14 protein-coding genes are annotated in these 13,825 nt (G+C 41.0%); 5 read left to right on the top strand and 9 right to left on the bottom strand.

The genetic code is table 11. From position 1 onward, the window contains the following. Positions 1-183 precede the first annotated feature (183 nt). The 4 genes from psb29 to hemF all read right to left on the bottom strand — a co-directional run bounded on the left by psb29 (position 184) and on the right by hemF (position 3,830). Positions 184-882 (bottom strand): photosystem II biogenesis protein Psp29, encoded by a 699-nt coding sequence (psb29, locus tag AC559H_RS06470; RefSeq protein WP_026794064.1) that lies wholly within the window; start codon positions 880-882, stop codon positions 184-186. 86 nt (positions 883-968) lie between these two features. Next, complete coding sequence (locus AC559H_RS06475; protein WP_026786591.1) at positions 969-2,135, bottom strand: RNA-guided endonuclease InsQ/TnpB family protein; 1,167 nt, start codon at positions 2,133-2,135, stop codon at positions 969-971. Between the two features lie 308 nt (positions 2,136-2,443). Then, positions 2,444-2,806: an STAS domain-containing protein gene (locus AC559H_RS06480; RefSeq protein WP_026786590.1), complete on the bottom strand. Its 363-nt coding sequence runs from the start codon at positions 2,804-2,806 to the stop codon at positions 2,444-2,446. Between the two features lie 55 nt (positions 2,807-2,861). Beyond that, positions 2,862-3,830 carry an oxygen-dependent coproporphyrinogen oxidase gene (gene hemF, locus AC559H_RS06485; protein WP_425311504.1) on the bottom strand — a complete coding sequence of 323 codons (969 nt, stop codon included), beginning with the start codon at positions 3,828-3,830 and terminating at the stop codon, positions 2,862-2,864. A gap of 384 nt (positions 3,831-4,214) precedes the next feature. Here hemF and AC559H_RS06490 point away from each other — a divergent pair, with 384 nt between their 5' ends. Further along, the gene (locus AC559H_RS06490; protein WP_026794066.1) at positions 4,215-5,276 is read left to right on the top strand and encodes an Mrp/NBP35 family ATP-binding protein; all 1,062 of its coding nucleotides are present in this window, start codon (positions 4,215-4,217) and stop codon (positions 5,274-5,276) included. 129 nt (positions 5,277-5,405) lie between these two features. Here AC559H_RS06490 and AC559H_RS06495 read toward each other — a convergent pair whose 3' ends face one another. Beyond that, a complete protein-coding gene (locus AC559H_RS06495) occupies positions 5,406-5,612 on the bottom strand; it encodes a hypothetical protein (protein WP_233422974.1) in 207 nt (68 codons plus the stop codon). A gap of 107 nt (positions 5,613-5,719) precedes the next feature. On the opposite strand from AC559H_RS06495, the gene AC559H_RS06500 reads away from it, so the two are divergent. Both AC559H_RS06500 and AC559H_RS06505 read left to right on the top strand, forming a co-directional pair. Further along, positions 5,720-6,208, top strand: coding sequence for a type II toxin-antitoxin system VapC family toxin (locus tag AC559H_RS06500; RefSeq protein WP_026794068.1), 489 nt, complete (start codon positions 5,720-5,722; stop codon positions 6,206-6,208). A 2-nt stretch (positions 6,209-6,210) separates the two neighbouring features. After that, entirely contained in the window at positions 6,211-6,393 is a 183-nt protein-coding gene (locus AC559H_RS06505) for a hypothetical protein (protein WP_026794069.1), read from the top strand. A gap of 93 nt (positions 6,394-6,486) precedes the next feature. Here AC559H_RS06505 and AC559H_RS06510 read toward each other — a convergent pair whose 3' ends face one another. From AC559H_RS06510 to AC559H_RS06525, 4 genes are all read right to left on the bottom strand, one after another. After that, positions 6,487-6,840: a DUF4926 domain-containing protein gene (locus AC559H_RS06510; RefSeq protein ID WP_051319880.1), complete on the bottom strand. Its 354-nt coding sequence runs from the start codon at positions 6,838-6,840 to the stop codon at positions 6,487-6,489. Next, positions 6,837-7,112 carry a hypothetical protein gene (locus AC559H_RS06515; protein ID WP_036834265.1) on the bottom strand — a complete coding sequence of 92 codons (276 nt, stop codon included), beginning with the start codon at positions 7,110-7,112 and terminating at the stop codon, positions 6,837-6,839. The genes AC559H_RS06510 and AC559H_RS06515 overlap by 4 nt, the downstream gene beginning before the upstream one ends. A gap of 137 nt (positions 7,113-7,249) precedes the next feature. Beyond that, the gene (locus AC559H_RS06520; RefSeq protein ID WP_051340040.1) at positions 7,250-10,384 is read right to left on the bottom strand and encodes a tetratricopeptide repeat protein; all 3,135 of its coding nucleotides are present in this window, start codon (positions 10,382-10,384) and stop codon (positions 7,250-7,252) included. Between the two features lie 164 nt (positions 10,385-10,548). Beyond that, positions 10,549-11,874 carry a tetratricopeptide repeat protein gene (locus AC559H_RS06525; RefSeq protein WP_036833685.1) on the bottom strand — a complete coding sequence of 442 codons (1,326 nt, stop codon included), beginning with the start codon at positions 11,872-11,874 and terminating at the stop codon, positions 10,549-10,551. Between the two features lie 154 nt (positions 11,875-12,028). On the opposite strand from AC559H_RS06525, the gene AC559H_RS06530 reads away from it, so the two are divergent. Together AC559H_RS06530 and AC559H_RS06535 are read left to right on the top strand one after the other, a co-directional pair. Then, the gene (locus AC559H_RS06530; RefSeq protein ID WP_051319798.1) at positions 12,029-13,162 is read left to right on the top strand and encodes an esterase-like activity of phytase family protein; all 1,134 of its coding nucleotides are present in this window, start codon (positions 12,029-12,031) and stop codon (positions 13,160-13,162) included. A 70-nt stretch (positions 13,163-13,232) separates the two neighbouring features. Next, positions 13,233-13,823 carry a chromophore lyase CpcT/CpeT gene (locus AC559H_RS06535; protein WP_026794073.1) on the top strand — a complete coding sequence of 197 codons (591 nt, stop codon included), beginning with the start codon at positions 13,233-13,235 and terminating at the stop codon, positions 13,821-13,823. Positions 13,824-13,825: the final 2 nt, after the last annotated feature.

Raw genomic sequence — 13,825 nt, forward strand, 5'->3', positions numbered from 1 at the left:
ATTCAGTCTATATAGCAGGGAACACCGGAACAGCCCCCCAAACCCCCCGTGCACGCAGGGCTAGGGGGGAAGGGAACACCGGGGGAAAATACTTCACCGTCTGGGTTCCAAGATCCGTCTGGTGTCCTAACTGCCTTGGCGGTTGCTATATCTTGCTGTAAGGGCTGTAAAATCTGGAAGATATCAGGTATCTTGTTGGGAAGTCCCGACGGCTTGATTGGCACGATTCTCCCGTTTCTTGCGTTCGGCTTGGGTCATTTCTTCCATCATGATCCGAGCTTGGGCGAGTTTTTCCAGATTGCTGCGATAGAGATCTAAATCCTTGAGCAGTTTGTCTTGGGGTAAGTTTAGGACTTCGGCCAGTTGACCTAAGATTTCTTCCCTGGTCGCCTTGTCCTGAATGCTTTTGGGATCAGCCTGTTCTAAAATGGTAAATAAACCAATGGCAAATAAACGACTGTATTTGAACTTGGAATTACTGATAATCCGTTGAAAATGCCCTTGTAACTCCTGATCTGACCCCCCATCATTAGGAGATTTTAAACTGGCAATTAAGTCTTTAATTGATAGATTTTGGGCCAATGCCTGTAAGCGTTCAGCATCACCCCGATACCGTTGGGGGTCATCTTGTTCAGCTTTGATCAGAGCATGATAAATCGATTCTTGATCAGATAAGGGATCATACCCCTGCATGAAGCGATCAAAAGCCGTTACAACACCCAGGGCATAAATGGGGTCATAGCTAAAATCAACATTGACCGAGAGCAAGTGCATTTCCACCATCAACTCCTCAACCACACGACGATAGATCGAGTTGATAGGGCGAGTATGTAGACTGTAAAAAGTGCGCTTTGTATCTGAAACCGTGCGGATGTTGTTCACAAGCCAATCTTAAAAGGGACTGAATATTATTCTAATTTTTGGCGGTCGGATTTTAACGCTTTCCGATCCAAAAAAGCTAACAAATGCTAACTATTGTCCGCTTTTTCTTCCTGTTTCCACCTGGAAGTGTCGGCACTATCCAGTCCACAGGCTAACACGACTAATCTAGCCGCTTCTTGTTTTAAATTAATAGCAGCATTCAAATCTCTATCACACTCAAAACCGCAGTTATTACACTGGAACACTCTTTGAGACAGTGACAGAGATAATTTTTTCTCACCACAACTAGAGCAAGTTTTACTACTGGGATAAAATCTATCCACAATCACTAACTTACTACCATATAGTTGAGTTTTATATTCTAACTGCCGACGGAACTCATAAAAGCCCATGTCAGCTATAGCTTTAGACAACTTACCATTAGCTAACATTCCTGATACATTCAAATCTTCTATCCCTATAACTGCGTGGTTTTTGCTGATATAAGTGGTGATTTTATGTAATGTATCTTTCCTAATGTTGGCTATTTTTTGGTGTAGTCTCGCTATTTTTATTTGGGCTTTTCTGGAATTATTTGAACCGACTTGTTTGTGCCGATTCAAGTATTGCATTCTTGCTAACTTGTGTTCATACTTTTTATAACTTTTTGCTCCATCAAATACTTCTATTGTTGATAATGTGGCTAAATGATTTATTCCTAAGTCAACTCCGACAAACTCTTGTTTTTTAGGGGTTTGACTGGTTTCTACTTCTATTTTCCAAGAAATAAACCACTTGTCAGCTTGTTTACTGATTGTGACTGATTTGGGTTTATATCCAAACGGTAAAAGTTCATAGGTCTTTATCCATCCAATTATCGGAACTTTTACTTTTCTATGGTCAATATGAACTGCACCATCTAATGTAAAAGAATCATGTCTACCTTTTTTCTTGAAGTTGGGAAATCCTTTAACTTTTTTGAAAAAAGATTGAAAGGCATCTGACAAATATCTTAATGCGTACTGAGGAGCGCATTTAGATACATCATAATACCAAGGATGGATAGATTTAACTGCTGCTACTAACCATTTATGTAAGTCTATGGCTGTGGGAAATTTGATTTTGTCATCAGGATTAAGTTTATTATGTATGAGAACCTGTTCACATAATCCTAAACCTTGATTCCAAGCGTGTCTGGCTACTCCTGCGTGTTGCGCCAGTAGTAGACGTTGTTGCTTGTTGACCTTCAATTGAGTCTTGAATCCTAGTAGCATGATTAGATTTTACACCAGCCCGACATTGTTACAGAAAATCTGACTTTGGCTGCAAGCATAAGTAGGTAATTGTTAGGAATTGTTAGCTTTTTAACTACTGTTAATTTACCCTCCACTCCTGCTGATTAGTCGAAGTCGGGAATTAGATTCGGTTATTTTCAAAAACGCTGTTGTTTTGTGGCAATGTTGCCTTCAAATCCAACTTAAACTCCAAAACCCATTGGTCAGCCGCGGGTAGAGACGCACCTAAGCACGTCCCTACGGCCTAATGGCGACCTTTGGAGTGAGAAAACCAGGATATTTTAACTTCAACTGGCCCTTACTCCACCATCAAGAGCTTCATCTTCTGTCTCAAAAATCTCAAATACAGAATCCATCATGGTCACCTCAAATACCAACTTGGCTTCGGGATGAACATTACAAATTCGGAAACTTCCCTTCACTTTGTCAGCATCTCGCATTCCAGCAACCAGTGAAGTCAGACCTGAACTATCAATAAAGTTCACTTGACCTAGATTTACCACGACATGGCGACTCAATTTAGATATACATTCCTGCAACTTGAGGCGGAATTGCCAAGCTGTTGTGATGTCTAGGCGTCCTGTTGGTGCCAAGACAATGACCTTTGTGCCATCCTGGGTCGTATGTTCTTTTTGATCGATATGAATCACTGACCGTCCCCTCGGAATTTTTGATATTGCTTTGGTTGCTTATCTGATCTGTAGTTTAACTTAGACCTGTGAATTTGGAGCAGTCTGTGTTCACCCAATCTTGAGGCTTCAAGAAAGTATCATACAGTTCTGCTTCTGGAGTCCCTGGTTTTGGTTCATAGCCATATTCCCATCTTACCAGAGGCGGTAAAGACATGAGAATTGACTCAGTGCGACCATTGGTTTGTAAGCCAAAAATCGTTCCGCGATCATAAACCAAGTTGAATTCCACATATCGACCCCGCCGATATAATTGGAACTGCCGTTCTCGATCTCCATAGTCATGAGAACGTCTGCGTTCTACAATCGGGCAATAAGCGGGAAGAAAAGCCCCTCCACAGTCTTTTGCAAAACTGAACAAAGAGTCCCAATCTTTCGGATCAGGAATTCCCACTTTATCACTATACAGGGCGGCTGCTCCTTTCGGATCAGGGCCTTTATAGAGTTGGCTTTGTCCATCTTGATAGTCAAAAAAGATACCGCCTACCCCCCGGGTTTCTTGGCGATGTTTCAAATAGAAATATTCATCGCACCAGGGCTTAAATACAGAATAATACTGTGGATCGTGGCGATCGCAAGTTTCTTTTAAAGTTTGATGGAAATAGTGAGCATCTTCGGCAAAGGGATAATAGGGGGTTAAATCAATACCTCCGCCAAACCACCAGACCGGCCCGGCTTCAAAATAGCGATAATTGAGATGTATCGTGGGAATATAGGGATTGCGAGGATGCAATACCATGGAAGTTCCCGTGGCATAAAATCCAGATCCGGCGGCTTCTGGGCGTTGGGCCAGAATCGAAGGAGGCAACTGTTGGCCCCAAACCTCCGAGAAGTTCACCCCGCCTTGTTCAAAGACATCGCCTTCTTGCATGACACGAGATCGACCTCCACCGCCTTCGGGACGCTCCCAAGCGTCTTCTCTAAATTTGCCAAGGCCATCAAGCTGTTCTAAGCCCTGACAAATTTCATCCTGGAGTTGTTTCATAAACTGACTGACACGGGTTTGAGAGTCAGTCGCAGGGATCAAGTGGGGCGTAGTAGTTTCCGATACCTGAGAAGCTGTCATAATTTTTTTAACCTTTTTCGCGATCGCAAACAATGGGTTGCAATCTTACCAAGCGTTATGATCATGTCTGCATTGTGTCCCTTGAGTCAAGTGGCTAACGGGAATTTCTACAGTCAAACCTGGATACCGTAAACCTTTTTTACTTGAATTTTAAGTGGGTTTAAGTCTGTTTAAGACTGATGATCAAAATACTAACACCCTTTGCATGACCCAATCCTTTAATAATTAAGAGGGGGAATAGAGTCTGTTTCTCCTAAAATAGCCCTTTGTCCATCCCTCAAACTGAGAACACTTTGATCCAATATGCTTGATCTCAATAACGTATTAGAGGTATTACGACCTGTACAAGACCCCGAACTCCAAAAGAGTTTGGTGGAGTTAAACATGATTCGTAACATTCAAATCCAAGGAGGGGAGGTTAGTTTTACCCTAGTCCTCACTACCCCCGCCTGTCCCCTGCGGGAATTTATCGTCGAAGATTGTCAGAAAGCGGTTAAACAACTTCCAGGGGTGGAAAGTGTTGTTATTGATGTTACGGCTGAAACCCCTCAACAAAAGGCTTTACCCGACCGTCAAGGCATTGTCGGTGTTAAAAATATTCTGGCTATTTCTAGTGGTAAGGGGGGCGTAGGAAAAAGTACCGTTGCGGTAAATGTGGCCGTTGCCTTAGCCCAAATGGGTGCTAAAGTCGGGTTGATTGATGCGGATATTTATGGCCCTAATGATCCGACCATGTTAGGGTTAGCCGATGCTCAGGTTATGGTGCAGCAAAGTCCCCAGGGAGAATTCCTAGAACCGGCTTTTAATCATGGGGTGAAGTTGGTTTCTATGGCATTTTTAATCGATAAAGATCAGCCTGTAATTTGGCGTGGCCCGATGTTAAATGGGATTATTCGTCAATTTCTCTATCAGGTCAATTGGGGTGAATTAGACTATCTACTCGTGGATATGCCCCCAGGAACCGGAGATGCCCAATTAACCCTCGCCCAAGCTGTTCCTATGTCCGGGGTCGTAATTGTGACAACACCTCAGTTAGTGTCCCTGCTAGACTCCCGTAAGGGGTTAAAAATGTTCCAACAGTTGGGGGTTGCGGTGTTGGGAATTGTGGAAAATATGAGTTATTTTATTCCTCCCGATGCCCCGGAGAAAAAATACGATATCTTTGGTTCCGGGGGAGGGGCAAAAACCGCCCAGGAGTTAGGTGTTCCTTTACTGGGGTCTATTCCTTTGGAAATACCCGTCGGAGAAGGGGGAGACACGGGGGTTCCCATTGTCATTTCTGATCCTAATTCCGCCGCGGCTTTAGAATTAATTGCGATCGCCCAGCGCATCGCCGGAAAAGTCTCTGTCTTCGCCTTAACTTAGGTTTTGATTGTTAATATATAGGGGTGATCCGACCCCTATTACTGTCAATTTATAGACCGTAGAGGCTGGTTCTAATAAATCCTATTTTTCTTTATGTAATAGAAATTCAAGGTATTCTTCAAGTTGTCGCTATTGTTGTTTAATAATTCTATAAATTCTTTGAAATCTGGGTTCAGCATGATATTTCCATTGATGATAGTCTTGACGAATTTGTTCTAGGGCTGCAAGGCGTTCTAAATAGGGTTGTTTTTGCCAATAGGTGAAGTCGTTTTTTTGTTGTTTTTGATTAACTTTAGTGTAAGTTATGACCATGTTTCGTTGAGTCGGTGAGTCCATTTTATTTTCCTTTCTAGGTTTATTATCTTAGGTGTTTTGATCGTTATGACGCTTGACACATCTATTTTGTGTGGCATGATGAACTTAATTATCCACAATCTTTGAGAATGATTCAAACTGTTTACATTGAGACCAGTATTATTGGCTACCTGACTGCCCGCCCCACAGATAATTTAATTGTGGCAGCCAATATGAAGATTACTCAAGACTGGTGGGACGAGTATTGTAACTCACTGGTACTTTATACTTCAGAACTGGTTGAAGATGAAGCCCAAAGAGGAGACTCAATCATCGCAACTCAACGCTTGACCCTACTACAATCTTTGACATTTCTGGAGTTTACAGAAGAAGCCACAGATCTCGCACAGGAATTTCTACAGCAGAGTAACCTACCCGAAAAAGCCTCTAATGATGCTCTGCATATTGCCCTAGCTACGGTTTACGGGTTGAATTATCTGTTAACATGGAACTGCAAGCACATGGCAAATTCTCAGATCCAAAGAAAGTTATCTGAAATTAGCCGTAATCTAGGATATACCCTACCATTTATCTGTACCCCTTACGAATTTCTTAACCTTGATCCTCTGGGAGAATAACAATGTATAAAGATCCAATTTTAGAAGAAATTCATAATTATAGAGAGGAGTACGCAAAATCATTTAACTATGACCTCAAGGCTATATTTGATGATTTGCGAAATAAGCAAATGGCTAGTAGCCGAAAATTTGTCAAACTTCCCATCAATCGCTTACCTAATGCACCCCAGCACCCAACAGTATAGCAATTCCGGTGATCAGTTAGTAGTTGGGCTTTAGCCCTTATTTTTGCGCTTAAGCGCAACTACATTCCACAAATACCATTTTGATAGAGTTACTCAAATTCGGTTTTGAGTTTTTGTATAATCTGTTGGATTTTGGGGTTCATTTTTTTCTTTATGTAACAAAAATTTAAGGTATTCTTCAAGTTGTCGCTGTCTGGTTTGGGATAGCTGACGTAACTTGTCTAAAATCGCTTCTTCCCTAGAATACTGACTAACTGGAATAATTTGTGAGGCGGCAACTTCAATGGTAATATGCGGGACATCAAACCCTTCTAAACTATACCCATCTTCTTGATTATCCATTGGATAATACTCAACAATAGTGGCAACATCCCCTCGTTTGAGTTGATATTCGGGTAAATCTTCAGTTAGGGCGACTTGGGAAAATAGAGGATATTGTTGTTTCATTGTTGTTGTTTAATCATTCTATTGGGAGCACCATACAAATAATAATCAATATTTTCGGCAAAATCTTTAGGGAGTTTTTCCCATTCTTCGGGAGGGACTTCTGATATAATTTCATCGATCATATTTAGGATAGAATTGTCAAGTTTGGGTAAGGTTAAATCCGTTGTGTTTCTGGTTTTGACTCTGGTTTTCAGGAAAATCAAGAAGTGATAAACTTCCTCAATTACAAAGTCGGGTGTAGTTTCGAGTTCTTGAATAAGTTCTTGTTTCATGATCTTAGTTTTAAATTGGGTAACGACCGCCAAAAATCTCTGATTACCTTCAAGATTAGATCCCCCTAAATCCCCCTTAAAAAGGGGGACTTTGAATCTTGTTCCCCCATTAATAAGGGGGGTTAGGGGGGTTAAAACTAGGAGAATAACTGGCGGAAAAATTGCTTGATTTGACTAAACCAGCGACGAATTTTTTGCCACCGGGTCGGGGATGGCGGAATAGGTGGGGTTTCGAGTTGCTCAAGGGCGCGATCGCATTCTTGGATTTTGTGATCGAGTTGCATTTGTTGATAGAATTGGCGAGCATTACGGTACGCACCCATAGCGTCGGGAATGCGGTTAAGTTTAGTTAGGGTTTTACCAAAGTTAAACCAGATTTCGGCTTGGTATTGAGGACTTTTGATTTCTGTTGCAATAGTCAAAGCCTCTTGATACAAAGAAAGAGCTTGTTGATAGTTTTCTAAAGCATCATAGACTTCTCCTAAACCATTTAAAGAATCAGCTACCCCCCGTCTATTCCCAATCTCTCGTCGAATTTCCAGAGATTGCTCGTAATAGGATATAGCTTCTTGGTAGCGTACTAGGGAATTGTAAACATTGCCTAAACCATTTAAAGAATTAGCTTCCCCCCATCTATTCCCAATCTCTCGTCGAATTTCCAGAGATTGCTCGTAATAGGATATAGCTTCTTGGTAGCGTACTAGGGAATTGTAAATATTGCCTAAACCGTTTAAAGAATTAGCTTCCCCCCATCTATTCCCAATCTCTCGTCGAATTTCCAGAGATTGCTCGTAATAGGATATAGCTTCTTGGTAGCGTCCTAGGGAATTGTAAACATTGCCTAAACCGTTTAAAGAATAAGATACCCCCCATCTATTCCCAATCTCTCGGTCAATTTCCAGAGATTGCTGGTGATAGGATATAGCTTCTTGGTAGCGTCCTAGCAAATCGTAAGCATCGCCTAACGAAGTTAAAGAGGCCGTATATCGCCAGTCTTGCTTATCGGTAAGATGTTCGACTAATTCCTGATAGAGTTCAGTACGGAGTTGGTTATTACCACGTAATTCGAGAAATTTAGCAACACAATTATCGCTATAACTCTCATCCTGAATCACATCAAACGCCGTTTCATATTCCCCCAACTCACACAAATGATAAAACACCTCTAAATATTCCCACACATCCTCTACCGTCTGCCACTGGTCACGGGATTTAAACCGACTTTGATAAAATTCAATCGCCTTCTGATGCGCTCCCGTTAAATCCCCCACCCGATACTTGAGATACTCCAAAATCAAGGGCAGAAACTTATAAATTCCCCTGGTTTCCGACGCCAAAAATCCCCGTTTCCCTAACTCCCGCAATTCCTTATCCGTCAATGTTTCCCCTGAAATAGCCATCGCCGTCACTGCATCAAACCCCCGACGCAACACCACCAAGGACAACAACACCCGTTGTAACTTCTCCGATAAATAGTTAAAACTGGCATCCAACACCGCCACCAACTGCACCTCCACCTGACGGTGGAATCCCTGTAACCGCCGCATCAACTCGCCGACATCGGCTATTCCTAACCCGGCTAAATCCCCAATAGTCGCCCCCTCGCCGATTTCCCGATTCAGTAACCCCGCCACCAGTCGCAAGGTCAGAGGATGGCCATTCACCTTAACTATAAAAGCCTCTAATTCCGCCTCTGTCCCTCCAATCTTTAAATTTTGAAGTAATTGTCTTCCTTCGGTTGCTGAAAGTCCCTCTAGGGCTAATTCTGTGGGTTTATTCTGGACTAAATTCGGCACAACTTGGGTCGTCACCAGAATTTCCGTCTGATGACATTTCCCCAGCCAGTGTTGCAAGAAATTCTGATAGCCTTCATCTTGGAGCACCGATTCCAGATTATCTAATACCAGTAAAAACCGTTGCTGTTGCAGATAGTAGATTAAAACCTCGGTTAAACGAGTTTCTTCAATTTCTTTTAACTGGTCTGGATACAGTTTTCCAAAATGGGTTAAAATGCCCTGGGCGACAAGGGAGAAAAGGGGACGTTGGCTTAAATCTATCCACAATTTATCAACAAAATCCGTTCTGTCCTCAAAGACTTTTGCCACCAGGGTTGATTTTCCCATCCCTGCGATCGCCACAATCACACCTAGTTTATTATTTTCATCGTCTAACCAACCGTTAACAATCGCTAAATCTCGTTTTCGCCCTTGCCAATCGCCCACCTCCGGGGGTATGATATTTAGACTAAAGCAAATGGGTTGAATTTTCGATTGGTCTCGCTCAAAAAAGCCGATAATCGTCTCAAAACCCTGTTCTACGGTTTGTTTTAACTGTTGATTCTGTTCACCAACTTGCTCGAATCCGGCAGTGATCGTTTCTTGTAAAGTTTGTAATTCCTCTGATAACCAACCCCGCAATTCTTGAATTTGTGCCTGAGTTATTCCCAACTGTTGTAAGACGGCATCAAACCCCGATTCCATCTCAGTTCCTAACTTTTTAAACTGTTCTGTATGATCGTTCTGTAACTTTTCAATCTCCGTTAAACCTGCTTGAATCGGTTCTAAATTAGCCGTCTGTTGGGGCTGATCTCGCAAGGTGGCTAAAATTTGCCCCAACAGGGATAACATTAACCCCCCAAAGGCTTTCCCCCCCTGTTCAGCATCCCGTTTTAAGACTTCCCGTAGGGCTTTCGGGAATTTCTCGGCTAAGATTTGGGCAACTCCGGTGATTACGACCGGTGGTAAGGTGATCCCGACTTCAGGGCATAACCAATCTTTTAATAGACTTTCCCAGGCTGCGGGAGTTAAGGGTTGTTGGTTAAAAAAGTCTGTATGGGTTTGAGAAAAGAGGTTAACTAATTCTTCCTCTTGAATCGGATCAATAAGATTAATTTCGCCGTTGCGGTTGGCTTCTGCCAATTTGAGCCACTTTTTCGGCGTGGCTTTCGCCAATTTTTTTAAAGGTTTCTCGAAACTGCGATATTGTTCTGAGGTAGCGATGGATTTTAATAATAACCCAACCGCTAATCCGACCGCTTTAGTAAGATCATGGTTAGAAAGAATATCCTCTTGTCCCAGACTGTCAGCAATGGCCCCAAGATCACTTGCAAATATGTTCCCAGCAAGTCCTGTACCAATGGTACTAACGCATTGCAGTAGGCCAATTCCTTGTAAACCAGGAATCAGGGGACAAGCAACACCCCCAACCAGCATCGCCCCAAAGGCTGTTAACACACGGAGATTGCGTTGACTAAGTAAATCGAGAATTCCCACGTTCTCACCCCTGAGCTAGATTGATTTAATTATAGGATAGGGGAATCTGCAATAGGTAATAGGGAACAGAAAATCAGGGGATTTGTAAAGATAGCGATCGCAATATAGCAATCCTAAATAGTTAGTGGTATGGGTAATTCATGAATTGTCCATACTATTAAAATTTAGCGATTCATTTGACGATTAGCAAGATCAATTTTTTTAACAAAATAATCCTCTCGATATTTTAACTGTTGTGCTAATCCTAATCCTTGTTGGAAGGCTGCGATCGCAGATTGATAGGCTTTTTGTGATAAATAAATATCTCCTATTTGATCATAAGCATTCATCATCCCATAATAATTATTAGTCTGTTGATTGACTAAAACTTGGGCTTGATAAATATCTAAAGCCGTTTTAATTTGATTTTGAGATCGATAGAGTTTACCCAGTCTTCCTAATGCTTCACTGGCGTTATCAAACTGTTGAATAGAGGTAGCAATACTGTAGGCTTCTTGATAGGTTGCTCCCGCTTGTTCAAATTGTTCTAATTTTTCATAATTCCCACCAATACCTAATTTAATTTCTGGAATTGGTAATAAATTTTGCTGACTTGCATAATATCCAGCTAATCTTTCTTTAACAGAAATAGCCTTTAAATATTCTCCTATTTGTTCATAAATAAAGCTTAATTGTTGTAGCGATCGCACTTCACTCGCCGGGGGTGTCGGGTTGGGATTTTCGGGGGTAGCGGGTTGGGGTTGAGGCGGTAGAATATCCCCTTTGATGGCGCGGATTTCCTGTTGTAATTCCAATAGTTTCTCATAAGTTTCTGCGGCGTTGGGATAGTCTAACCACATCATATAAATTTGAGCAATTTCATTAAAATATTGTTCTTCTGCTAAACTATCTTGACTTTTATTTGCCGTTTCTAATAATTGTTGATATAGGCTTAAAGCCGAATTTTTTGCCCTAATATTCTTAAATGCTAATCCCAATGATTCCCATAATTTAAGATCATTAATCTTTTCCGTATTAATTTTTTGTACAATTTGATCCAGACGTTCTGTGATAAACTTTATATATAGTCGTTGGCTATTATTCCAAGCAATTAACCCGACTCGATTTAAAGCTGCAATTTCTTGAGATAATCCAAAATAACGCCTAATTCTTAACTCTCGATTCCATAATTCAAACGCACCTGGAATATTTCCAGCAGCTAATAATGCTGTAGCTTCCGCATTTAGTTTAATTAATTCAGGTTCTAATATTTGCTGTTGACTTTGACCTAATACTTGACCATCGGGGGGAGGGGAAGGGAGTAAAGGATCGGGTTCTTTGGTAAATAATGGATTGGGAGAAAAATCATCGAGTAGGGGTTTTTCGGGTTCGGGTTGTTTTTGTTTTTGAGCGATCGCAACTTCCAGATTAACCCCACCTGATAATAGAATAAAAACCGGGATTAAAATAAAGTTTAGTCTTTGAATACTGCGATTCTTTAGATTAATCATAAAATTATAGCCCTAATATTTAAAATATAATCTATTTATTGTATAACTATTTTTCCTATTTTGCAAACCATCAAATCAGTTTTGCTGGGCCGAATTGACCGAAAAAGCAATAATATGGGATAATCAGAATCGGAGCGTTAGGGAGGAGAGAAAGGTGAAAGTTTGGAAAAAATGGGTTAAAAGTCTGATGGTTTTAGGCTGTAGCTTTGTCTTTTTAACAGCTTGTTCCGTTCCCCAAGTATCGGCGGAATCTCGATTTTTTGTTGATTTATCTCTAAACTTTTTAGAGAAGTATGAACTCTCAAAATTCATTCTATTTAATGATCAACCCGGCGGTACTTTTTCATCCCTAACTTACAAAATACCCGGGTATGGAAACCCAACGGATGAAGGAATTAGGTTCTATGGGTTAACCGATGCTTCCGCAAAAATCCAGACTATCAAATTCGATTTAAACCCTTCCGGGTCGATGAATTTACAAGATATCAGCCTAGAAAATTCAACTATTCTCAAAAATCAACAAAATCAACCCCTATCGGACAGCCAACTTTATCCAGATAGTATTGCCTTTTCTCCTCGAAATTCCGTTTTTATTTCCACAAAAACTTTAGAAAAATCCGAGCTTCCTCCGTCTATTGCTGAATATGATTTAACAACCGGACAACTGAAAAATACAGTTCCTCTTTCCTCCTTTTATCTTCCCCAATTCAAAGACTCTGACCAAATTCGAGGAATAGAACCCCAATTCGGCTTTAAAGCCTTAACTATTTCTCCCGATGGCTTTAGTCCCGATGGTCGAGATCCCTTTCGGTTATTTACTGTCACCGAAAAACCATTAATTCAAGATCGAGATCCAGAGGATGAAACTAAATTAAGATTATTACATTATGTAATTGCAGATCGAGCCTCTTTTTTAGTTTCAGAAACCCTATATCTTTTGGATAAAACCTCTCAAAAGTTAGTTAATATTGTAGCAGGTCAAAGCGGAATTTTTCTGAGTTTAGAACAATCGGGAGACAGTGGAAAAATTTATCAATTATTCACCGGAGATGCAACGGATACCTCCCGTATTGCGAGTTTAAAAGGAGACTTAAGCAAAATCCAACCCGTGCGAAAAAAACTATTATTAGATTTACAAGACCTAGGAATAACTGTTCCCAATTTAACCGGAATGACCCTAGGATCTCGTTTACCCGATGGAAGTCAAAGTCTAGTAATTTTAAATCATCAAAATGATGGAACTGAGTTTCTATTATTCAGTTTGAGATCAGATAACATCAGAGATTAGAAATTTTTTCTCTTAATTCCTGATTACGTTGTATCCTAAAAAACGAAGTTGATCAACTTTGATAAAAGTCATGAGTCATTCCACCGATACTATCAAATTAGCACAATTAATGGCGGCGGACTTCAGTAACCAAGCCCAAGCCTTTGAAAACCCACCGTTTTTTGCCCATATTCGGGTGTGTATGCGTCCCCTACCAACGGAATTATTAGATGGGGTGAGCTTGTATTTAGAACAGGCTTATGATATTAACTTAAAACAACCCTATCGAGTGCGGGTATTAAAATTAGTAGCGGTGGAAAATCACATTGAAATTGAGAATTATGTGATTGAAAATGAAGCCGAATTTCATGGTGCATCCCGGGAACCGGAAAGACTTCAAGGGTTAACAAAAGAACGATTAAAAAAAATGGAAAAATGTTCTTTTATTACCCATTGGACAGGACATAGTTTTAAAGGGGAAGTGGAACCAGGGAAAGGATGTATGGTGGAACGCAAAGGAAACGTCACCTATTTAGCGAGTGAATTTGAAATTGATGAACACCACTTTATTAGTCACGACCGAGGACGCGACCCCGAAACCGATGAACAACTTTGGGGCGCCTTAGCTGGGCCATTTCAATTCGTGCGCTGGACAAGTTTTGCTGAGGAGGTAAAAATTTGATC

This window comes from Planktothrix prolifica NIVA-CYA 540, assembly GCF_963864145.1.
Classification (GTDB): domain Bacteria; phylum Cyanobacteriota; class Cyanobacteriia; order Cyanobacteriales; family Microcoleaceae; genus Planktothrix; species Planktothrix agardhii.